Annotated in this window: 18 protein-coding genes; 8 read left to right on the top strand and 10 right to left on the bottom strand. The window is 59.8% G+C overall.

Annotated elements, in window-relative coordinates; translation table 11 throughout:
• Window positions 1-620: biotin/lipoyl-binding protein (locus tag AD948_RS14115; RefSeq protein WP_156479044.1), on the bottom strand; the 620-nt coding region annotated here is incomplete at its 3' end.
• Window positions 621-909: 289 nt separating this feature from the next.
• The gene (locus AD948_RS14110; RefSeq protein ID WP_061472451.1) at window positions 910-2,304 is read right to left on the bottom strand and encodes an MFS transporter; all 1,395 of its coding nucleotides are present in this window, start codon (window positions 2,302-2,304) and stop codon (window positions 910-912) included.
• A gap of 111 nt (window positions 2,305-2,415) precedes the next feature.
• On the opposite strand from AD948_RS14110, the gene AD948_RS14105 reads away from it, so the two are divergent.
• From AD948_RS14105 to AD948_RS14095, 3 genes are all read left to right on the top strand, one after another.
• Window positions 2,416-2,721, top strand: coding sequence for a CsbD family protein (locus tag AD948_RS14105; protein WP_006558982.1), 306 nt, complete (start codon window positions 2,416-2,418; stop codon window positions 2,719-2,721).
• A gap of 110 nt (window positions 2,722-2,831) precedes the next feature.
• Window positions 2,832-3,476: a ribonuclease HII gene (locus tag AD948_RS14100; protein ID WP_176373059.1), complete on the top strand. Its 645-nt coding sequence runs from the start codon at window positions 2,832-2,834 to the stop codon at window positions 3,474-3,476.
• Entirely contained in the window at window positions 3,473-4,606 is a 1,134-nt protein-coding gene (locus AD948_RS14095; protein ID WP_006558984.1) for a site-specific DNA-methyltransferase, read from the top strand. Before AD948_RS14100 ends, AD948_RS14095 begins: the two co-directional genes overlap by 4 nt.
• A 93-nt stretch (window positions 4,607-4,699) precedes the next feature.
• Here AD948_RS14095 and AD948_RS14090 read toward each other — a convergent pair whose 3' ends face one another.
• The 5 genes from AD948_RS14090 to AD948_RS14070 form a co-directional block, all read right to left on the bottom strand.
• Window positions 4,700-5,305, bottom strand: a complete 606-nt coding sequence (locus tag AD948_RS14090) for a hypothetical protein (protein WP_061472450.1) — start codon at window positions 5,303-5,305, stop codon at window positions 4,700-4,702.
• A 69-nt stretch (window positions 5,306-5,374) separates the two neighbouring features.
• On the bottom strand, window positions 5,375-7,567 hold the full coding sequence (locus tag AD948_RS14085; protein WP_061472449.1) for a hypothetical protein: 2,193 nt from the start codon (window positions 7,565-7,567) through the stop codon (window positions 5,375-5,377).
• A gap of 6 nt (window positions 7,568-7,573) precedes the next feature.
• Window positions 7,574-10,519 (bottom strand): DUF4159 domain-containing protein, encoded by a 2,946-nt coding sequence (locus AD948_RS14080; protein ID WP_061472448.1) that lies wholly within the window; start codon window positions 10,517-10,519, stop codon window positions 7,574-7,576.
• Complete coding sequence (locus AD948_RS14075; protein WP_061472447.1) at window positions 10,516-11,577, bottom strand: DUF58 domain-containing protein; 1,062 nt, start codon at window positions 11,575-11,577, stop codon at window positions 10,516-10,518. The genes AD948_RS14080 and AD948_RS14075 overlap by 4 nt, the downstream gene beginning before the upstream one ends.
• A gap of 4 nt (window positions 11,578-11,581) precedes the next feature.
• Window positions 11,582-12,595, bottom strand: a complete 1,014-nt coding sequence (locus tag AD948_RS14070) for an AAA family ATPase (protein ID WP_061472446.1) — start codon at window positions 12,593-12,595, stop codon at window positions 11,582-11,584.
• A gap of 188 nt (window positions 12,596-12,783) precedes the next feature.
• On the opposite strand from AD948_RS14070, the gene AD948_RS14065 reads away from it, so the two are divergent.
• From AD948_RS14065 to AD948_RS14045, 5 genes are all read left to right on the top strand, one after another.
• Entirely contained in the window at window positions 12,784-13,296 is a 513-nt protein-coding gene (locus AD948_RS14065) for a DUF1285 domain-containing protein (protein ID WP_227004961.1), read from the top strand.
• 20 nt (window positions 13,297-13,316) lie between these two features.
• Window positions 13,317-14,549 carry a CCA tRNA nucleotidyltransferase gene (locus AD948_RS14060; RefSeq protein WP_061472445.1) on the top strand — a complete coding sequence of 411 codons (1,233 nt, stop codon included), beginning with the start codon at window positions 13,317-13,319 and terminating at the stop codon, window positions 14,547-14,549.
• Between the two features lie 66 nt (window positions 14,550-14,615).
• The gene (locus tag AD948_RS14055) at window positions 14,616-16,487 is read left to right on the top strand and encodes an ABC transporter ATP-binding protein (RefSeq protein ID WP_248846046.1); all 1,872 of its coding nucleotides are present in this window, start codon (window positions 14,616-14,618) and stop codon (window positions 16,485-16,487) included.
• Window positions 16,488-16,934: 447 nt separating this feature from the next.
• Window positions 16,935-18,110: an HlyD family secretion protein gene (locus tag AD948_RS14050; RefSeq protein ID WP_061472444.1), complete on the top strand. Its 1,176-nt coding sequence runs from the start codon at window positions 16,935-16,937 to the stop codon at window positions 18,108-18,110.
• Window positions 18,107-19,684: a DHA2 family efflux MFS transporter permease subunit gene (locus AD948_RS14045; RefSeq protein WP_006559285.1), complete on the top strand. Its 1,578-nt coding sequence runs from the start codon at window positions 18,107-18,109 to the stop codon at window positions 19,682-19,684. Before AD948_RS14050 ends, AD948_RS14045 begins: the two co-directional genes overlap by 4 nt.
• A gap of 72 nt (window positions 19,685-19,756) precedes the next feature.
• On the opposite strand, the gene AD948_RS14040 is transcribed toward AD948_RS14045, so the two are convergent.
• The 3 genes from AD948_RS14040 to AD948_RS14030 are packed head-to-tail and all read right to left on the bottom strand — an operon-like array spanning window position 19,757 to window position 22,873.
• A complete protein-coding gene (locus AD948_RS14040) occupies window positions 19,757-20,266 on the bottom strand; it encodes an RNA pyrophosphohydrolase (protein WP_061472443.1) in 510 nt (169 codons plus the stop codon).
• 3 nt (window positions 20,267-20,269) lie between these two features.
• Entirely contained in the window at window positions 20,270-21,409 is a 1,140-nt protein-coding gene (locus AD948_RS14035; RefSeq protein ID WP_061472442.1) for a divergent polysaccharide deacetylase family protein, read from the bottom strand.
• Window positions 21,410-21,430: 21 nt separating this feature from the next.
• Window positions 21,431-22,873: a S41 family peptidase gene (locus AD948_RS14030; protein ID WP_006559288.1), complete on the bottom strand. Its 1,443-nt coding sequence runs from the start codon at window positions 22,871-22,873 to the stop codon at window positions 21,431-21,433.
• Window positions 22,874-22,964 lie beyond the last annotated feature (91 nt).

Here is a 22,964-nt window from a genome sequence, read left to right as displayed (position 1 = left end):
CCCAGGCACGGGTGGATAACGCCCGTTACCAGCGCCTGATCGGATTTGACCGTGCCTTCCATCTGCTCGACGGTGAATTCCTGATCCCGCGCCGTTTTGGCGTCAATACTGTCCTGTTTGATCAGGCGCTGGTAACGGGCGTTATCCACCCGTGCCTGGGCAAGCTCGGCCTTGTCCCGTTCAAGCTGGCCCTCATACTGCGCAAGCTGGACTTCATACGGGCGTGTATCAATCACGGCGAGCAGATCGCCCTTGTGAACATGCTGACCTTCCGTGAACAGGACCTTGGTCAGATAGCCTTCCACACGGGTCTGGACCGTCACGTTGGTGACGGGCACCACCGTTCCAAGTTCGGTCAGAACAACGGGCATGGCGCCGGTTTTAACGGCTTCAACGGCTACGGGCTGGGCATCACCTCCGTCAGAGGTCTGCTGCACAGCGTGGCGGCGATGATGTTTGCTGGTGCCAGTGTTTTGTGTGCCATGAGGGCGCAGGAACGCAAATGCCAGCACGCAAACACCGGCAACGGCGACGCCGCTCCAGATAAGACGTTTTTTTCTGCTGGAAGAGCGAGGAGGCGTGGGTGAATCGGATCGGGGGTCCGTGGTCTGGTTATCCATGGGGCGCGCGGGTCGTTCACCTAATTAAATGTTGAAAAAAACAGACAGGGAGGCTCATCCCACTGCCTGCCCGAGAACAGAAACGGCATAGGTGGTTGTCTATGCCAGATTCAATACCATTAAGAAACAAGTATAAGGCAGACACACCTCCGACTGCCCATCAGAATGCGCCGAGCGTATACCAGAATAAGGGCATGGTCCAAGGGTTCGGGCGGAAAAGAAAAACTATAAATAAAAACTTAAAAAATTCCGCCCCTTTTGCGCCTTAAATCATGCGGAGGGCTAAGCATTATTCCTTCTTGCCGCTGAGTGCTGCGCCTGCATTGGGGTTAAGGCTGGCGGCCGCAGGCACTGCCAGTAACGAGATGACGCCAACGGCAATGAAGGCGGTTGCAAAATCGTGGGAGGTTGGTTCGATGCGCCCATGCAGTAGGCCGGAGAGAGTAAGCGTGCCTGCTGCGATACAGATGCCCAAGGACAGCATCAGTTGCTGCATGGTTGCGTAAAAGCTGGTGGCGGCGCTCATGCGGCTGGCGGGAATATCTGCATAGGCAATGGTGTTGTAGGCCGAAAACTGTGTGGCCTGTGCCATGCCTGCGGCAAGCAGAATGGGGTAGAGCGGCCAGAGAGCCTGACCCTGATGAAAGCTGGAAATCAGAATGGAGAGAATCCCCCCTGAAAACCCGTTTACCATAAGCACTCGGCGAAACCCCCAGCGCTTGAGCACCGCGGGCACCCATGGACGCATGGCGAGCGCTCCCACAGGGGCAATGAAGGTGACCATGCCGCTTTGGGCCGCCGTCAGCCCGGACCCGATTTGCAGAAAAGCAGGCAGCAGGAAGGGAAAGGCCCCCACGGCAATGCGTGAGGCGGCTCCGCCCAGCACAGAGATGCGGAATGTGGGAATGGCCAGTAACCTGAAATCAAGCAGAGGAGTAATCAACCTTGCCGCGTGAAAACCGTACCCGCCCATAAAGGCAAAGCCCCCCAGAAAGAGCGACAGGAGAAGCGTGGCTGATCCCTGATTATGGGTGAACAGTTCCGTGCCGACAGAAAGGGCGGCCAAGCCGCCGCCTGCAAGAAACAGGCCCGTGAGGTCAAACGGCGGAGGCTCCTTCTCTTTTACCTCCGGGATGAAACGGCGGGTGAGGATGAACCCCAGAATGCCGACAGGGATGTTGAGGTAAAAATTCCACCGCCAGGACAGATAGGTGGTGATGAACCCACCCACCACAGGCCCCATGAGCGGACCAAGCGTTGCGGGGAGCATCATCCACGTCATGGTACGCACCAACTCCTCCCGCGGCGTGCTGCGCAGCACGACAAGACGCCCGACCGGGACCATGAGCGCGCCCCCAATGCCCTGCAAAGTGCGCATACAAGCCAGAAACAGGAGGCTGTGCGCCGAGCCGCAGGCTACTGAGCACAAAACGAAAATAATGATGGCGCAACTGAGAACCGTGCGGCTGCCCAGCCTGTCTGCCAACGCGCCGGAAGCGGGAATAAATATGGCTAACCCTATGATGTAGGAGGTTAGCGCAACGGATGTTGCAACCGTATCCACATGCAAACTGTTAGCAATGGATGGCAGGGCGGTTGAGAGGATGGTGCCATCAAGCTGCTCCATGAACAGCATGGATGCGACGATAAGGGCGGTGAGATGAACACGACTGACAGACAGCATGCTAGTCAGAGACGAGTTTTTGCGTTCTGATGCAACAGAAGACCGTGGCCCGGATGGCCCCAAAAGAGCTGCCGGGTGGAAGAATGCGGTCAAAAAACAAGGAGAAAGCCTATGGCTGACGATAAACTCAAAACGGTCGCAAACAAGGTTGAAGGCGTTGCCGAAGACGCAAAAGGCCGGATTAAGGATGCGGCTGGCGGCCTGACCGGCGATCTGGGTCTTCAGGCAGAAGGCAAGTTCGATCAGTTCTCCGGCATGGCGCAGCAGGAATTTGCTGACCTGTATGAGGAAGGGGAAGGCGTAGTAGAAAAAGCTGTCACGTTTGTGCGTGATAAGCCTTTGCTTTCATTGGGTATTGTTTCCGTGTTTGGTCTGCTGATCGGCTGGCTGGTGTTCCCGCGCGGCAAGCGTTCCTGAAAATTTCCTGCACCGCGACTCTTGCGCTGAGCGGTGAAAAGTGATTCTCCTTGCCTCACGGAGTCGCAGTTGGTGCGACTCGGTATTTTTTGCCGAGTCGCACCAAATCGATGGAAAGAGGGGCAATGCCGGATTTTACGCGGGAACAGCAGCATGGCGGACGTGTCGCCGGAGTAGATGAAGTGGGCCGTGGCCCACTGGCTGGTCCCGTAGTCGCCGCCGCCGTGGTCTTTGCCGCTGGCGTGCCCGCTGATCTGGCGGCTATTATTGATGATTCCAAAAAACTGAAACCGGTAGTGCGTGAGGCCATTGCGGCCCGCCTGCCTGATGTGCCCGGTATTGAAATCGGGCTTGGCGCAGCCTCGACTGCCGAAATTGATTTCCTGAACATCCATCATGCGGCTCATCTGGCGATGCAGCGTGCCGTGGCCCGGCTGCCGCGCTTGCCTGATCATGTGCTGGTGGATGGTAACAAAACGCCCGATTTTGGATGCAGCACGCAAACAGTGGTGGGGGGCGATCGCCTGAGCCTGTCCATTGCTGCCGCCTCCATTGTGGCCAAGGTTGTGCGGGACCGCATCATGGCCCGCCTGGATACGCGCTGGCCCGCTTATGGGTGGGAGAAAAATGCGGGCTACGGCACTGCAGCTCACCGGCTGGCGCTGACCACAACGGGGATTACCCCGCATCATCGTAGAACCTTCGGCACTGTGCGCCGGCAAATTGAACATTTTTATACGGAGGGCCGGGCATGAGCGGCGCAAAATCAATGAGCATGGAACTGCCTCTGGACCAGATTCTGCGTGGCGAATGTGTTGAAACCATGCGCACGTTGCCCTCCGGCTCTGTTGATTGCGTGTTTGCTGATCCGCCGTACAACCTGCAACTTCGTGGTGAACTGCGCCGCCCCGATGATTCCCTGGTGGATGGTGTGGATGATGATTGGGACAAGTTTTCCGATCTTCAGGAGTATGATCGCTTTACCCGTGCATGGCTGACAGAAGCGCGGCGTGTGCTGCACAAGGATGGCACCATCTGGGTGATCGGTTCCTATCATAACATTTTCCGCATTGGCGCGATTTTGCAGGAACTGGGGTTCTGGATCCTGAATGATATTGTGTGGCGCAAATCCAACCCCATGCCGAATTTTCGGGGGCGTCGTTTTACCAATGCGCATGAAACCCTGATCTGGGCAGCCCGGAGCGAGGATAGCCGGTATCGGTTCAATTATCAGGCCATGAAAGCGCTGAATGATGATGTTCAGATGCGGTCTGACTGGTATCTGCCGCTTTGCACCGGCAATGAACGCCTGCGGAATGAACACGGGCTGAAGCTGCACCCCACGCAGAAGCCGGAAAGCCTGCTGCATCGCGTGCTGCTCGCTTCTACCACGGTTGATGATGTGGTGCTGGACCCCTTCACCGGTACAGGCACGACCCCCGCCATGGCCCGCCGGTTGCGCCGCCGTTTTATCGGCATTGAGCGGCATCCGGATTATGTGGAAGCCGCCATGAGCCGTGTGGCGCGGGAAACGCCGCTGGCTGATGATGCGGTTGTGACCACGCAGGACAAGCGTGAAGCCCCCCGTGTGCCTTTTGGTAGCCTTGTGGAGCGCGGACTTTTGCCCGTTGGTACGGTGCTGTGTGACAAAAAACAGCGTGTGAGCGCTACGGTTTCGCCTGATGGCACGCTGGTCAGTGGTGCCAAACGGGGTTCCATCCACAAGTTGGGCGCACAGTTGACCAATGCGCCGTCCTGCAACGGCTGGACCTTCTGGCATTTTGAACGCAATGGCGAGTTTCTTCCGCTGGATGTCTTGCGTCAGGAAAGTCTTGAACAGGCAAAAACAACGGCATCCATGGCCAAGGCTGCTGCCGCCGGTTGAGCCAGTATCATGGCATGATATGAAAAAAGCCGCCTCAACAGGGCGGCTTTTTTTTATGAACGGACTGCGCGGACTAAAAGGAAAGCAGGGGGCTCAGCCGCCGCTAAATCCAAGAAACCCGACATCCGGCTGCGGTCTGCCACCAGATGTATCGTAACGGCTTTCATGGGGAAGGGTGCCGTGTCGGCCAGCGCTTCCGCCAATGGTCAGATGCCCGCTACCGTTTTCCATTTTCATGCTGCGGGTTTCAGCCGCAACATCCGTGCGCACACGATCATCATTGCCGCGCAGGGAGAGTAGCAGGAAGGTGATGGGGTTGCGGTTCAGATCGATGGACATATCAAGCGGGGTCTGCCCAAGCACATTCTTGCTGTGAAGATCCGCCCCACGATTGATGGATTCCTTGGCTGCGCTGATGCTGCCACGGTTGATGGCATCAAACAGGGCGGCAGTGGGTTCCATATCCGTATTGGAATGTTCGCCATCGTCATCGTCTTCAGCGCCCGCGCCGGGAATGGCTGCAGGAGGAGCCGCGCGTTTTGCGGCCTTGGCGGCTTCAGCCTTCTGCGCGGCTTCTTCCGCAGCAGCCTGCGCTTCCTGCTCGCGGGCGGACTGGGCCCAGCCGGTGGCGGGAAGGGCGAGAGCCAGAAAACTGCTGCAGGCCAGAGCAGCCGGAATAATGCGGAACGAGCGGGTCATGGTCTGTCCATACAGGAAACGTCACTTATAAATTACCACAATGGTGGGAGTGCGGAAAGGAGCTGAGGGTCAGCTTCGTCCTTCCCGCCACCATCCGGCAAACAACAGCAGGAGCGACAGGCTCAGCATGACCCATTCAGGCAGCAGGGGTGTTGCACTTCTACCTGTTACTACATGAGCATTCCGGTGCGGAAACGCAAACCAGTTCTCGCCGTGCAGGGTGCGGCCGTCTGCCAGTTGAAGCTGGGGCACAGCCGGGGCGGAGGCGGTATCCCCCGTCCAGAGCATGCCGCCACCAGTGGCTGAAACCATGTCCTGCAGTTTGCTGGCTGTAGCGCGGAGGTCTGCAAATTCCTGCGGGTCTGGCGGCATGGGGGCGGCAAAGGCCTTATGGGCCCCATCGTCCACCTGCCAGATGCCGGGCTGTTCCGCTGCCATATGTCCGGTGCTGATCCCACTTTGCCCACCATCGGCCTCAGGTGCGCCAGTTTTCCGCGTCTGTGCCGAGGCTGTCGTAGCATCAAGCGTTAACGTGACAGGCGTGCCCGAAGGGGGCGTGACGGTAACGTTATGCCGGGGCTCCGCCGCCGTGCTGCGCCGTGTAACGGTGAGTTCTCCACCGGCAATGCTGGCGTTCAGCTGTTCTTCTTCCAGCTCAGGTTCTTTCATGAGCCAGTGAGAGATACGGCGCAGAAGTTCGGCCTGCGGGCCGCCGCCGCCCTCTCCACGGGACCAAAGCCAGATCTGGTCAGACAACAGCAGCGCAACGCGGCCCTGATCCACATGGTCCAGCACCAGCAGGGGGGCGTTGTCTGGGCCGCTCATCAGGGCCTCGCCATGCGTGGTGTCTGGCTTTAGCGCCCGGTACCATGGCCCCCACTGGCCCGGAATGGTCTGAGCCGCAGAGTCCGCGTTGGTGGGCGGCGCGCCGGGGAGGGCCGCCGTTACCGGGTGCCTGCGGCCTTCTGGCGTCAGATGGGGGCGGAAGCGTTGTTCCACCATGCCATTTTCCAGCGGCACGTGTGCGGGCAGGATGTCACCCACAGGCGTATCCTGAAGGGTGCCGGGGCCGACAAATTCTGGTCCGGCTGTCAGCAACAGGCCGCCACCTTTGCGCACAAAGTTGGCAATGTTGTTCAGATAGGCATGCGGAAGGATGTTCTGGTTTTCAAATCCGTCCAGAATGATGAGGTCAAACTGGTTGATTTTTTCCTGAAACAGTTCCCGCACCGGGAAGGCAATCAGTGCCAGATCAGACAGCGGTGTGCCGTCGTCCTTATCCGGTGGCCGTAAAATGGTGAAGTGAATCAGATCAACCGAGGGATCAGCCTTAAGCAGCCGACGCCAGACGCGTTCACCCTGATTGGGGGTGCCGGAAATCAGGAGCACACGCAGGCGGTCACGGATGCCCGTCATACGGGTAATGGTCTGGTTGTTGATCTGCGAGACCTCACCCGCCAGCGGTGAGACGGCCAGACTGATCAGCATCTGTCCGGGATGGGACACCGGCAGGGAGATATCCTGCGGCGTACCCGTTGTGACGGGTATGGAGAGCGGTTCTTCTCCATTCACGCGCAAGGTGAGTTCCGCCTGAGTGCCCGGTGTGGTTCCGGGGCCTGCATCATCCACCTGCACGCGCAGTTTGGCGGGTTGGCCAACAATACCATATGGCGGAGCTTGCAGAATACGCAGTTGACGGTCTGTTTCCTCGCCTTTGGCCGGGATCAGCACATGCAGGGGCAGGTGGGTTTTTTCTCCATTCTGCCCGGCTGGCGTCAGGCGTTCCGGAATGGATTTGGGAATGTCTGATACCTGTCCATCCGTGAGCATGACAGCGCCCGCAAACTGATCGGGCGGAATATCTGCCGCGGCCTGATCCAGCGCATCAAACAGGCGGGTTCCGTTATGGCCGGAATTCCGCACGGGAACGGTGCGCAGAGTCAGGCCCTGTGTATGAGCCTGTTCCATGGCCTGCGCCGCTTGCCGCGCCAGAGCAGCCCTGTGCCCGATGGACATGGAGGGAGACTGATCCACCAGCAGCAGCGCGGTTTCTGGCAGAACGTGCCAGCTTTCATGCAGACGTTGCGGCCCTGACAGCCAGAGCAGAAGGGAAAGCACCGCCCCCAACCTGAGGATGGCCCCTTTGGTGCGTCTGCTTATGGCATAGGCACAAAGCACGAGCGCAAGTATGCCGATGCCAGCGAGCAGCCAGAGGGGAATGAGGGGAGCAAACCCATAGGATTGCGCAAGATGAGTCAGCATGGGCGTTTATTCTCCCAGCCGTTGCAGCAACATGGGCACATGCACCTGATCTGCCTTGTAATTGCCTGTCAGGGCGTAAATTACGGCGTTGACCCCAAACCGGTAAGCAAGCTGGCGCTGATCCGCACCGTCAGGAATTACGGCGTAGGGGGTGTTGCCTTCCTCATCCACAGCCCAAGCATGCGCCCAGTCCGCAGAGCCGATAATAACCGGGCTCACATCATCATTTTCAGCCTGTCCTTCCCGTGCCACCCAGATGGGTTGTCCGGCATAGCGGCCCGGAAAATCATGCAGCATGTAGAAGGTGTGGGCCAGCAGATGGTGGTCTGTAATGGTGGCCAGTGGAGGGATGGGCAACCCGTTGGTCACCCGCCGCAAGGCGGACCGGGTGCCGGGTGCATCACCTGCAAAGCTGCCTGAATTCTCCCCGTCATTCTGGCTGCTGGCATCCTGCCCCTGTGTGTCAATCAGCAGAATACCGCCATGCGCCATGAAGGTGGTCAGCGCGGCTGTCTGTGCCGGAGTGGTGCGGGCATCGGGCGTGATGGGCCAGTAAAGCAGTGGATAATAGCTGAGATCATCCTGGCCCGGGCGCACGCCATCCGGGTGGCCGAGTTTGGCGGACGTGCGGGCGTTGGTATAGTCCGACAGGCCCTGCAAGCCCTGCCGGGACACAGTATCCACATCGTCATGGCCGGTCAGAACATAAGCCAGACGTGTTTCCAGCGCCGCCCCCGGAACAGAGGACTTTCCTTGATCGCCAGATTGAGGAGACGCAGGCGCGGTCTCAGTAGTCGGGGCCGAGGCCGTTGCGGGCGGAACCGTCTGTTCAGGCTGCGGGGTCTGCTGTGCTTGGGCCAGCGCCGGGTCATGCCGGTCTGCGGCCCAAAGGCTGGCAGGGGATGCCATGGCGAGAAGAAACGCCAGAGAAAGAGCCGTGCTGGTTGGCAGGCGTTTTCTGCCAAAGACAACACCAGCACGCATGAGCAGCACCATCAGGGTATCCAGCAGGAGGAGGAAGACTGCGGCAAGCAGGCAATAGCGGCCCAGAGGTGTATCGGGTCTGCGCCCTGCCGGGGTGGTGAGTGTGCCCACAGGTTGCGCGGGAGAAAGGCTTGCCAAGTGGGTGCCTGCGTTCAGGGCGCGCCGGGCGGCACGGGGGCCATATAGCCCCGGCGGATGGGCAGGTGAGACATCTGTTTCAGCAAAGGCGCTGGCTTTCAGGCCACGCGCAGTCGGCGGTGGCGGGCCCAGAACACCTTCACCATCCAGCGTCATGACAGGGGCCAGCAGGCTGTCATCGGCAGGAATGCTCACACCATTGGCGTGATCTGTCAGCCGCTGCAGCATGGCCACAAACAGGCCGGAGAGCGGCAGGTTTGACCAGTCTGCCGTGCTGCTGATGTGGAACAGCACAATTTCACCTTTACCGAGTGAGGCATGGGTGACCAAAGGCGTGCCGTCCGTCAATCTGGCCCAGCTATGTGCGGCGAGATCAGCCACAGGGCTGGCCAGAACCTGCTGCGAGACGGTGACATCCGCCGGGATATCGAGCCCATGGAAAGGGGAGCTGGCGTCAAACGGTGCCAGCTTCTGCGGGGCTCCCCATGTCATGGTGCCTCCCAGTTGGCGGGAGCCATCAAGCAGGGCTACCGGTAGAAGGTCCTCCGTGGGGTCCGTTGACGTCTGGCCGGAAGGTGGCTGTGCGGTGCCATCGTTATCTGCATCGTCTGTTGGAGTGGGCTGGCCTGCTTCATGGTGCTCGCCTGCCAGAGCAGGGCCAGCAAAACGGACGAGCGTGCCGCCGTTTTTGACCCATTCCGCAATTTTCTGCCGTGTGCTGGGGTCCGCCAGAGTGCCGTCAGGGGCAATAATAACGGAAAGAGGTTGGGTCAGCAGGGCCGCACCGTTGCCTTCATGTAGGTCTGCCGTGGGGGCGAGCGCCCGCCGCAGATAGAACAGCGGCCCGATCAAAGGCGTATCGGCGGCACCTGTGGTCATCAGCCCTACGGGGCGCAGGCGGTCGCCTTCATCAAACAGCAGGGTGCCTGCTGCGCTGGACTGCCCTGCCAGAGCAACCTGATCAATCCGGTTACGCACGGTGTTCGGCAGATCAACGAGCACATCTGCGCTGGCCGCACCGGCCGGAAGCGTAACCGGCACAACAGCCAGTGTCCCGCCATCCTGCGTATGAACACGCACGGTAAAGGCACGGGGTGCAGACGGATCGGGCAGAGCCAGAAGGCGGGCAATGACAGGCCCGTTCCGCGCAGGGGCGGGAGCAAGAACCACTGCAGGCGCATCGGGAAAACGTACTTCCTGCACAGGGCCCTGGGCACGCAATGCCTTGGCGAAGGCCGCATCTCCCGCTGAGGCAACCCCATTGGCCAGATAGACCACATTGCCCACGTCAGCCGGCGGATGGGTTTCCAGCAAATGGGCGACGGCGCCCCGGTCTGTGCCCCATGGAGCAGGACGCAGGCTGTTCAGATCCTGTTGCACGGCGCTGGCCGGGCGAGGGTGAGGAATGTCCTGATCAGCGAGGGCTTCCGGTATGGCGGCTGTGCGGAGCAGCAGGACAGGGCGGCCCGCATGGGCTGCGTCATCCACAAATCCTTGCGCGGTGGCAATGCGTTGCGTCCAGCCGGGTGCGGAAAGCATGTCATCATCCAGCACCAGCAACAGGGGGCCGTGGCCGGAGGTAGGCACATGCTCCCCCGGCATTACAGGGTGCGCCAGCCCGAGAACCAGCAGCGTTACGGCCGCCAGACGCACCAGCAGCAACCATAAAGGCGAGCGGGCAATATCCGTTTCACGCTGCCGCAGGCCGCGCAGAATCTGGATGGGCGGAAAGCTCTGTTTGCGCGGCTTAGGCGGGGTGGCTTTGAGCAGCCACCAGACCAAAGGCAGAGTGACCAGACCGAGAAGAGCAAATGGCGTGAGAAAAATCATGGCCGCGCGCCCTCACGGTGGCCACCGGATCTGCCGCTTATCAGGCCATGCAGCGTCAGCAATGTGGGCAGGGGCGCATCCTGCGTGCAATGTAAAACAAGGTCATGCCCATATGTTGCGGCCTGCGCTGTTAAAGCAGCATTGCGGGCGGTGACAAGGCTCTCGTAGTCCTGCCGTAGTGTTTGCACATGGGGCAGATCAACCGGCGCTTCCTGTTCCAGCCCCTCAAATTCCACACGCCCTTGATAGGGCAATGTGAGCTCTGCCGGATCTGCGATCTGGATCAGGTGTGCCCGTGCAGGCAGGCCCGCCAGATGGCGCAGGCAGGACAACAATGCTTCATCCGGGCACAGAAAATCACTGGCAATGAGAACATGGGCATGGCGTGGCACCAGAGAAACCGGAGGAAGCACGCTGGCTGAGGGTGTGGAGGTGCGCTCCATATGGGCCAGTCCGAGCGCCAGCCGTTCCAGCGGTGTCCCGCTGGCGGGCAACGGGGCCATGCCGGAGGGAGTCAGCAGCTTTACCCGCTCCCCATTGCGCAGCAGCAAGGCGGCCATGGCCAGTTGCAGGAGTACCGCGCGCTCCCGCTTTTCAGGCAGAGAGGATGCAGAGCGCCACTGCATGGAGGGGGAAAGATCACACCACAGCAGGATCGTCTGAGCGGATTCGGCTTCCGTTTCACGCACATAAGCATGGGTGCTGCGGGCGGACTGTCGCCAGTCTATGTGTGTTGTTGGCTCGCCGGGCTGCGCCTGACGATATTGCCAGAACGTGTCTCCCCATCCTGCGCGCCGCTGGCCGTGCTGACCTGCATATAGCGTGGCGGCAATATGGTCTGCTCGGATCACGAGGTCCGGCAGGCGTGCGGCAAGGGAGGACGCCTGATTGGCAACGCCAGAAGCTGCGCCGGAGGGTGCTGCCGCCGTGCGGGTATCGGGCTGGCGGCCGGTAGGGGCCGTGAAGGACGTGGTCTCCCCGCTGCTCAGGTTCTGTCCGGCAGACCGGTTCCGAAACAGGCGCAGCAGGGCGGCGGGTGAAAAGGCAGACTGTGCCAAGGCGTCAGCCCAGCCGGTTGACGAGCCGGGTGATCACATCATCCAGATGCACGCCTTCCGCGCGTGCCGCAAATGTGAGCGCCATACGATGCGCCAGAACCGGACGGGCAAGCGCAATCACATCATCCAGACTGGGGGAGAGGCGGCCATCCAGCAGGGCGCGGGCACGGGTGGCCAGCATCAGGGCCTGTGCAGCGCGTGAGCCTGGGCCCCAGGCAATCTGGCCGCGCAAGGCTTCATCCTGCGTGGTTTCCGGGCGGGCGGAGCGCACCAGCGCCAGAATGGCGTCTACAATTTTTTCACCCACCGGCAGGGTGCGCACAAGAGCCTGCGCCGCAATCAGGCTTTCCGCACTCATAACCTGCTGGGGCGGAGCCTGCTCCGAGCCGGTGGTGGCCAGCAGCATGGCGCGTTCCGACTCTGCATCCGGAAAGGTGAGGGGAATTTGCAGCATGAAGCGGTCAAGCTGGGCTTCTGGCAGGGGGTAGGTGCCTTCCTGCTCCAGCGGGTTCTGGGTTGCCAGCACATGGAAAGGCTGGGGCAGTTTATGCTCTGCTCCGGCCACGGCCACCCGGCGTTCCTGCATGGCCTGCAACAATGCGGACTGTGTGCGCGGACTGGCGCGGTTGATTTCATCAGCCATCAGCAACTGGCAGAAGACCGGGCCCGGGACAAAGCGGAAACTGCGGTGGCCGGAGGCGTCTTCGTCCAGAATTTCGCTGCCGGTAATGTCAGACGGCATCAGGTCCGGGGTGAACTGCACGCGGCGCGCATCAAGCCCCAGCACGGTGCCAAGGGTGGTGACCAGAAGGGTCTTGCCCAGCCCCGGCGCGCCAACCAGCAGGGCGTGGCCCCCGGCCAGTATGGCGGTCAGTGTCTGGTTGATGACCTTCCCCTGCCCAAAAATCACGCGGGCTGTTTCCTGCTGCACGGCCTGCAGGTGGGCGCAAAGGCGGTCGGCCTCACGCACATCAGGTTGGGTCGGGGCGGGCTGGGGCTGTGTGTCTGATGCGGTCATGGGTCCAGTCTGTGCAGATACAGGGCTTACATCAAGCGGGGTATGATCCCTATATCATTCTCCACGCAGTGAAACAGTCATAACAGGATTATCTGTCAGTGCATGATGAAGGCCCACACCCTGACCGCGGATCTCCCTGCCATACCGCAGGACCCGATACGGCGAAAACAGGCGAAGAGCCCAGAAAACTGCCGTTTCTGATCCGTCGGGATGGGGTCTGGTTGTATCGGGGCACCCCTATAGAGCGCAAGCCCATGGTGTGTCTGTTCGGGTCCATGCTGACCAGAGACAAAAAAGGCGGCTATTTGCTCCGTACTCCTTTCGAGACGGGGTATATTGAAGTGGAAGATGTGCCATTTCTGGCGGTAGAGCTGGAATGGAAGGGCTGCGGCCGCATGCAGCGCCTGTGTTTTCGCACCAATGTGGATGAACCGGTCATCGCCAGCCGTGAGCATCCGATTCGCGCCGTATGGGATGTTCCGCCTGATGCCTGCGGTGATGGCGGGTGCCCGCCTTACCTGCTTGTGCGGACCGGTGATGGCATGTTTCCGGTGGAAGCGCGGTTGACGCGATCTGTTTGGTATGAGCTTGCGGCACTGGCCGAGCCGGGCACCTGCAATGGGGTTCCCTGCATGGGGGTATGGAGCTGTGACAGCTTTTTTCCTCTGGCCCGTTTATGTGCAGAGAGCAAAATGGCGTGAAGGGCAGGGCCCCTAAGGAGATGGACGCTGGCAGTGAAGGGCTGACACCTGCCCAGCGGAGCGCGCTTGCGCAGATATGGGCTGTTTTGCCTCAGGCCCGGCTGGTGGGCGGGGTGGTGCGGGACCTGCTGATGGGGCGGTCCGTGGCGGACGTGGATATGGCAACCCCGGAAACGCCCGAACAGGTGCAGGACACGTTGAAAGCCGCTGGCATCAAGGTGGTGCCCACTGGCCTGTCACACGGCACGGTTACAGCGGTGATTGCCTCTGCCCCTTATGAGATCACAACGCTTCGCCGGGATATGGAAACCGATGGGCGTCATGCCGTGGTGTGCTGGACCACGGACTGGCGGGAAGATGCCGCCCGGCGTGATTTTACCATCAACGCCATGTCACGCAGCCGGGATGGTACTCTGCATGATTATTTTGGCGGGCAAGCGGATCTGGCGCAGGGGCTTGTACGGTTTGTGGGGGATGCAGGCACCCGTATAGAGGAAGATGCCCTCCGGATTCTGCGTTTTTTTCGGTTTCAGGGCCGGTATGGCACCGGCGAGCCGGATGCAGAGGCCATGCGGGCCATTACGCAGCGTGTGGGGCTGATAACGCGGCTGTCGGTCGAGCGCGTGTGGTCCGAACTCCAGCGGATTCTGACCGGCCCCAATGCAGCCACACTGGTTGCGATGATGGCACGGGCCGGAGTGCTGTCCGTGATTCTGCCTCAGGGTTTCGCGCTCGGCCGATTTATACATCTTGTTCAGGCAGGGGCACCGGCAGATGCCGTGCTGCGGCTGGCGGCGTTGGCGGAGGGCAGCAAGCTTGATGTGGCGCAACACCTCAAGCTTTCCCGAGCGGATACGGCGTTTCTGCTGGCTGTATCGGAAGGTCCGGTGCCGGAAACAGATGTCACGGATGCGGCTTTGCGGCGTTTTCTGGCAGATGAGCCCGCACGCCCTCTGATCGGGCGGACATGGCTGCGGCAGGCCACGCTTTTGGCTGATGCTGAGGCCGGCCAGACCGCTCAGACAGAAATCGCGCAGCCTGATGCACGGGCTTTTGAAGCCTTGCGTAAACGCCTTGAGGGAATACCGCGCCCCGTTTTTCCGGTGGCGGGGCGGGATATTGTGGCTGCTGGCCATGCACCGGGCCCCGCAGTGGGGCAGGTGCTTGCGCGTGTGCGGAACTGGTGGATGGCGGAAGGGTGCACCGCATCACGAGAGGCCTGTCTGGACCGTCTGCGGCATGGGTTTGAGTGACCCTCAGCAGGGAAAAGACGGCCTCTCTCTTTTACGTGGCGGCAGGAGGCTGGTAGAGGGACGGGCATGACGTCATCTCATCCGGCTTCCGTTCGGCCTGCTCAGGCCCCCATTCCAGCGGCTTCATCCAAGACCACGGCTCCTGTCAGTGTGCAGGAAGCCGGGCAGACGACTGGTGGCAAGAAACCGCGTGGTGGTCTTGTGCCGGATGATACGCGCGTGCTGCTGAAACGCCTGTGGCGGGATCAGGTGCGCAAACATCCGGGCCGGATTGTTGCGGTTATTGGGCTGACGGTGCTGACAGCCGCATTGACGGCTCTCTACCCGCTGGTGATCCAGCGCGCGCTGGATATGTTTTCAGCGCATGATTCCCGCATTCTGTATCAGGTGCCGCTGCTGGTGGTGATGATTACGGTCTCCAAGGCGTTGGCTCAGTATGCGCAGACACTGGCCGCGCAGGGGCTGGTGCTTGTGGTGATTCGCGGCTTGCAGGGTGAGATGTTTGACCATCTGGTGCAGACAGACATCACCCGGATTGAACGTGAACCCCCGGCCAAACTGGCGGCTCGCTTCACCACCGATGCTGTTTCCATCCGTGAAGCCATGATCCGCGCGGTCAATTCGCTGGGGGATGTGGTGACGGTCGTGGGGCTGATTGCGTCCATGTTCTACATGGATTGGGAACTCAGCCTGATTGCGGGCCTGCTGTATCCTATTGCGGCGGTTCCCATTCAGAAATTGGGCAAGCGGGTACGTCGCGCTTCTGGCGGGATGCAGGAGAGAATCGGGGAGACCGCAGCGTTTCTGACCGAAAGCTTTGCGCAGGCCCGCACCGTGCGTGTTTATCGTATGGAGCAGCGGGAACAGGCGCGGGCAGCACTTTCTTTTGATCATCTGTATCAGGCCATGCTGCGTATTACGCGGGGCCGCGCGCGCGTTGATCCGCTGCTGGAGGCTCTGGGTGGGTCTGCGGTCGCCGCCGTTCTGGGGTTTGCAGGGTGGCGTGCCGCCATGGGCGGTGCCACGCTGGGCGACTTCTCCGGTTTTGTGGCGGCCCTTCTGCTGGCAGCCCGACCGTTGCGGGCGCTGGGCGCACTGAATGCGGCCTTGCAGGAAGGCCTGGCGGGCCTTGTGCGCGTATTTGACGTAATTGATGAAAAACCCGCCGTAACGGAACAGCCCAATGCTGTGCCTCTGCCACCGGGCCATGGGGAACTGGTGTTTGAGAATGTGGGGTTTGTGTATCCCGATGGCCGCGTTGGGTTGGACGGGCTGAGCTTCAAGGTAAAGCCCGGGCAGACGGTTGCGTTGGTGGGTCTTTCAGGGGCGGGTAAATCCACAGCGCTCTCGCTTATCCCGCGCCTGCATGATGTGACATCGGGGCGTATTCTGCTGGATGGGGAAGACCTGCGGACTCTGACACTGGATAGCCTGCGGGATGCCATTGCCTATGTGAGTCAGGACCCATTGCTGTTTGATTTTTCCGTGCGCGATAACATTCAGATCGGCAAACCGGGCGCACCGGAGGAAGCCGTAGAGGCAGCGGCGCGCGCGGCAGCGGCGGAACCTTTTATTCTTGCCTTGCCCAATGGATATAAAACGGGTGTGGGGCCGGGTGGGCAGCGTCTTTCCGGTGGTCAACGGCAAAGGGTGGCTCTGGCGCGGGCTCTGCTGCGAGACCCTCGGCTACTGCTGCTGGATGAAGCAACCAGTGCGCTGGATAGCGAGAATGAAGCCGCCGTGCAGGATGCACTGGCCCAGATGCGGCATTCCCGCACCACGATTATTGTAGCGCATCGTCTCTCTACCGTTCGGTCGGCAGATCTTGTGGTTGTCATGAAGGACGGCCGCGCCGTGGAATGTGGCACACATGATGATCTGATTACGCAGGACGGATTGTACGCCCGCCTTGTGCGCACGCAGGGGCTTGAGCGCTAAAAGGCGGTTCCAGCAAGGTATTCAAAGGGCGTGCCCTCGGACGTCTGACAGTGTTGTCTCTTCGCTTTTTAGATTGCCGGACTGCCTTCCGAGGGGGGAGCAGCCCTTTCGGCTATAGAAACGCATGATCCGCTCTCAATGCCCGATTTTAGAAATGGTCTCGAAGGCCGCTCTGCTGATCGTTCTGGAAGTTTAAAATCAGTTTTAAACAGGCTTTGTGGAGCGGGGTCGTCCGTGCTGCATGGCCTTGTGATGTGGCCGGGAAATTCTTTTTCTCTGATGATCCTCTCATCCGGTTTTTTGCTCAAAGGCTCTTCCTCTGCGTGAAGTCCGCTTGATGCTGTCTCATGATCGTGTCACATACTGACCGAACCGATCGGTCAGCCGATGCCCCCTCTGGGTGGAGTGGCTGCTGAATGAGTATGCGTTTGATGGACAGGGAACAGGATGGCCGACGACCATAACGAACAGGCTGAAGCCGCATCTGAAACCGGCGCCAAGCCATCCGAGAAAAAGAAAAGCGCGCGCGGCAAGATTATTCTGACAATCGTGATTGTGGTTCTGGCGATTGCCGCGGGCGTGTACTGGTTTTTGACCCGTAACGAGGTGGAAACTGACGATGCCTTTACCGCTGGCCGTTCCATTTCCGTGGCGCCCCATGTGGCTGGATACGTGACCGAACTGCTGGTGAACGATAACCAGTTTGTCCGCAAAGGCCAGTTGCTGGCCCGGATTGACCCGCGTGACTGGAAAGCCGCACGGGACAAGGCTGCGGCGTCTCTTATCCGGGCGCAGGCCGCCAAGCAGGGGGCGGACATGCTGCATCAGGTGGCCGCGCTGGAATTCCCCGGCAGGTTGATCGAGGCGCAGGGTAACCTTGCCGCCGCCAAGGCTCAGGTGTTCAAGGCGGAAGCTGATTACAAGCGTCAGCGCTCCGTTGAACGGGCAGCAACGTCCCAGCAGGATATTGATTACGCCCGTGCAGCGCTGGATGCAGCCAAGGCGCAGGTTATGGAAGCACAGGGTGCGGTGCAGACCGCCACTCCGGTTCTGCCAAACGTTGAAAACACCAAAATTCAGGTCAGCCAGCAGGAAGGGCAGGTGCGCTACGCTCAGGCCGAACTGGACAGTGCTGACCTGAACCTTGAATGGACGGAAATTCGCGCGCCGCATGATGGCTGGATCTCCCAGCGTAATGTGGAGCAGGGAAATTACGTTTCAGCCGGTCAGCACATTTTCTCCATTGTGGAGCCTGAAGTGTGGGTGGTGGCCAACTACAAGGAAACCCAGATCACCCGCATGCGGCCCGGCCAGAAGGTGGATATCAAGGTGGATGCCTATTCCTCCATCAAGCTGCATGGCCATATTGATTCCCTGCAAAAGGGAACTGGTGCCACGTTCAGTGCCTTCCCGCCTGAAAACGCGACGGGCAACTACGTGAAAATTGTGCAGCGCGTGCCGGTGAAGATCGTGATTGATGAAGGGCTGGACCCTAACCATCAGCTTGCTTTGGGGCTTTCTGTTGTGCCTGTTGTGCATGTGGACACGGCCGGACAGCCGGACGGCGTGCCGCACGATAACGCAGCCACCCGTAAGCCAGAGCATGAGCCCGCCGCACAATGAGCGGACAGGCAGACGCCGCAGCCGCGGGGTGGAAACCCACCCATAATCCATGGACAGTCGCTTTTGTGGTGACAATGGCGGCGTTCATGGAAATTCTGGACACCACCATCGTCAACGTCTCGCTGCCGCACATCGCGGGTAGCCTGTCCAGCACGTATGATGATGCAACGTGGACGCTGACGGCCTATCTTGTTGCCAATGGCATTGTGCTCACCATTTCCGGTTGGTTGGGAAAAGTCTTCGGGCGCAAGCGCTACTTCATGATCTGTATCGTGATGTTCACGGTGTCCTCCTTCCTGTGCGGTATGGCGACCAGTCTGGTGGAACTGATCCTGTTCCGCATGATGCAGGGCTTTTTTGGGGGCGGGCTTCAGCCCAATCAGCAGTCCATTATTCTGGATAGTTTTCCGCCTGAAAAACGGGCGGCTGCGTTTGGCCTGACCGCCATTGCCGCCGTGGTGGGGCCGGTTATCGGCCCGACGCTGGGTGGCTGGATTACGGATAATTTCTCGTGGCGCTGGATTTTCTTTATCAACGTGCCCTTCGGTTTTCTGACAACAGTTGGGGTTGCGACCGTTGTGGAAGATCCTCCCTGGGCACAAAAACGCAAAGCGCCGATTGATATTATCGGTATCAGCCTGATCACCCTGGGGTTCAGTTGCCTTGAAGTGATGGTAGACCGTGGTGAGGATGCTGACTGGTTTGGCTCCAACTTCATTCGTGTCATGGGCGTTCTGGCAGTTGTGGGGCTGGTGGGTGCGGTCTTGTGGCTTTTGCACACAGACCGGCCTGCGGTGGATCTGCGCGTGTTCAAGGATCGCAATTTTGCAGTCGGCACGGCGTTGATGGGGGCCATGGGGGCATTGCTTTATGCCTCCGCCATTATTGTTCCGCAGTTTGCTCAGCAGGTTATGGGATACACCGCCACGCTTTCCGGCCTGATTCTCTCGCCCGGCGGTATTGCTGTGATTGTCCTCATTCCCATTGTAGGCAAGCTCATGACGCTGATGAGCGTGCGTAGTGTGATTGCCCTGGGGTTTGGCTTGATGGGGCTGGCGCTGTTCAGTTCCGCCAATCTGGTTCCCATGCTGGACTTCAAGCATCTGGTGCTGTTCCGCATGAGCCAGACGGCCTGCCTGGCCTTTCTGTTCGTGCCGCTTTCAACTATTGCGTATTCAACCATTCCGGAACGCCTGAATGCGGATGCATCGGCTCTTTTCAGTATGTCCCGAAACGTGTTGGGGTCTCTGGCTATTTCGGGCGCAACAGCCTTGCTGATGGAGCGGAAGCAGGCACATCAGGCCCATATGGTCCAGTGGATGACCCCGTATCATCAGCCCTATAATGATTACTTTGATCAGGCAAAAACCGTGGCACAGGCGCGTGGTGCAACCGAGCATGCGGCAGAAGGCATTGCCCAGCATGTGCAGTATCTGGAATTCAGCCGTCAGGTCGCGATGCTGACCTACAATGAAGTGTTCATGATCCTAGGGATTGGCGCATTCTTGTGCATTCCCTTCTGCTTCCTGTTCACCCCGATCAGGGGCGGAGGCAAACCCGGAGCCGCGCACTAAGTGCTGGTTTGAAAAACCCGTCAGATCAGTCTGGCGGTTTTTTTTATAGACGCACGAGAAGGAGAGGGCGCCTCAAATCGCGTGTGTGAAACACGCGAAGTCCTGCACCAGTTTTTCATAAATAGGCTTTTTGAAGCCCACGTTCCGTTGGGGCAGGGAAGCGAGGTCCACCCACTGGAAGGCATCAAATTCCGGCGGGTTTTGCAGGTTCAGATTGATGTCCTGATCTGTGCCGGTGAAGGCAAGCGCAAACCATTTCTGTGTTTGCCCGCGATACTTGCCGCCCAACGCCTTGCCAATCAGATTTTCAGGCAGATCATAGGCAATCCATTCTGGATGCTCTTTCAGAATGTGCAGTTTGTCTGTGCCAATTTCTTCCTGCACTTCACGTAGCACGGCAGATTGAGGTGTTTCGCCTTCGTCTATGCCGCCCTGCGGGCATTGCCATACGCCTTCTGAAAGGGGACCGCCCACGCCGGGCATATCTGTGCGGCGGGCGATAAAGACTTTTCCGTCTGCACGGAAAATAAGGGCTCCTACATTTGGACGGTAGGGCAGACTATTAGGAGAAAGGACTGTCATGGCTCAGAATCGGGGCTGCTGGGAGTTCTGCTGGTTCCAGTTGGGCGCGGACAGGTGAACATGCATGCCACCATCGGCCTGAGCCGGACCTGTAGAGGGTGCTGGCGTGGTAGAGGACGGTGCCGCAGCCGGTTGGGGCGCAACAAGCATGCTGACAGGCACCAGTGTAATGCCCACATCTTTCAGGTGCGGAATCCACGCACGCAGGCAGGCCAGAGCCACAGGGCGCAAAGGCCCCATCACCCCAATGGCGCGGCCATTCCGGCGCGCCGCCTGCTGAAGTTTCAGCAACTGGATATCAATATTGACGATATCTGTATCGGTATTGATGCTGACATCCGCTGTGCCAATGGCACCCGGCCCCTGCGCGGCTGTTCCCGGCATTGCGTTCAGGTAGAGAAGGCCGCGCTTATCAATATCAGTCAGAATAGGCGTGAAAGCAGGAGAATGAGGGAACGCCCCGCCATTCTGACCGGAAAAGGCGTTGGTTACACCTGCATAGCCCGCAAGGCTTGAAAGCGCCCAGCTATAGTTTTCCATATTTTTAGATGCGGAAAGCCCAGCCCCCAGGGCTCTGGGGCCAGCATTGTTCGCAGCCTTGGCGTCTGCTCCGCCTGCGGCTTTATCGTCCTGAACCGGCAGGGACAACAAGGTTTCATGCTTGTGGGCACGCGCCTGCTGGATAATGTCATCCGCATCAGAGACATAGGGAGAAATGGCGAGAGAAACCGGACCGGGCAGGGAGGTCATGGCTTCCTGCGTCAACGCCTCAGAATCCCCCACGCCGTCAATCAGCAACGCCACCTGCGCGGAGCCTGCGGGCACATCTACCATAGGGGCGGCATATACTTGGCGCGCCATACGCCCATGCTGGCCCCGTTTGGGCAGTGCGTAGCCATTCGGGCCGCTATGGTTTTCAAGCAGGTCTGCCTGCAAGCCGGGAATATCGATTTTGGCTGCCTGCGGCTGCGCAGAGTCTGCTGAGGGCAGATCAATGTCCTGACCGCCAATTTCCGGACGCGGCGGCCCCATGATCTGCAAGGTGATCGCCAGCACGCCAACTGCGGCGGCGGTGCCTCCCCAGAAGCGAACAAAGGCCCGGCCAGAAGGTGGCATCTGCTGCCACAGGGACGTGCTGTGCATGATGGCTGTTCCTGTCACGGATTAATGGTGCGGGGCTTCGTCCTTGGTCACCACTTTTGCAGGCGGCAGTGCGGCTGCCGGATCTGGCGCAGGCAACCCGGCCATAGAGCGCACAACCCGCAATCCCTGCTGAAGCTGGAAATCCGTTTTGGGTTTTGTGTAGTCAAATTCAGGCCAGTTGGCCGGAGGTTCAGCTGGAATATCTTTGGCAATGGCCGGCAGGTCCGTGCGGGGCACGGCTTTGGTCTGGTTGCCGCCCTGATTTTTCAGAATATGTTCAAGATCTGCTTCATGCAGGCTGAAGCCGGGGTCTTCGCGCGTTTCCCGAACGGCAATATCAGGCGTAATGCCCAGCGCCTGAATGGATCGGCCGGAAGGCGTATAGTAGCGCGCCGTGGTCAGGCGGATGGCACCGTTGCCCGGAATGGGCATGATGGACTGCACGGACCCCTTGCCGAAGGATTTTGTGCCCACCAGCACGGCCCGATGATGATCCTGCAATGCGCCGGAGACAATTTCAGACGCCGAGGCTGATCCACCGTTGATCAGCACCACAACGGGCAGACCATCGGTAATATCCGTACCGTGGGCATCCCAGCGCTGGCTGTCCTTGGGGTGGCGGGCGCGGGTGGAGACAATCTCGCCAGACCGGATGAAGCTGGAAGACACATCAATGGCCTGATTCAGCAGGCCGCCAGGGTCATTCCGCAGATCAAGCACCAGCCCGGCCAGCTTGCCGCCTGCCTGCTGCTTCAACTGGTTGTAGGCTTTGAGCAGCCCTTTTTCCGTTTCCTCATTGAACTGGGCAATGCGGATATAGCCGATGCGATCATACAGCGCGGATTTGATCACTTCGATATGAATGATCTCACGCGTCAGCGTCAGGACGATGGGCTTGGGTGTTTTTTCACGCACCAGCGTCAGGGTGATCTTGGTGTTGGGTTTGCCGCGCATTTTCTTCACGGCTTCATCCAGCGGCGTACCATCAACGGGGTGGCCATCCACAGCGATGATATAATCACCTGGCTTGATGCCAGCGCGGAAGCCCGGCGTGCCATCCACAGGCGAGACAACGCGGATATGGCCGTCCTGCTGCTGAAGCTCCAGCCCAAGCCCGCCGAACTCGCCTTTCATCTGCACCATCATGTCTTCGTACTGCTTTTCAGTCATGTACGAACTATGGGGGTCCAGCCCGGTGAGCATGCCGTTCAGGGCGTTGGTGATCAGATCCTTGTCAGAAACAGGTTCAACATAATCTGCACGGACAAGATCAAGCACGGTGCCAAACAGGGTCAGCAGCCGGTAGGTTTCCGCATGGTTGGCGGTAGGGGAGGCATCGGGCGCTTTCTCAGCCAGCGCGGGGGAGGCGAGCATGCCTGCGCCAGAAAGCACTCCTGAGTGGGAGGCCACGGCAAGGCCTGCCAGAAAGGTAGCGCCGAGCATCAGACCTGTGCGGAACTTCATGCGATCTCGTCTCCTGTCGCCGGGCGTGGCCCGTGCGGTCGTATCCTGTACTGTTGTATTGCACATCGTGCGGCCAAACCGGAGCAGTGCC

This window comes from Acetobacter senegalensis (assembly GCF_001580995.1).
Lineage (GTDB): Bacteria > Pseudomonadota > Alphaproteobacteria > Acetobacterales > Acetobacteraceae > Acetobacter > Acetobacter senegalensis.
The sequence above is the reverse complement of the archived record's forward strand: the minus strand, read 5'-3'. Positions and strand labels throughout refer to the sequence as shown.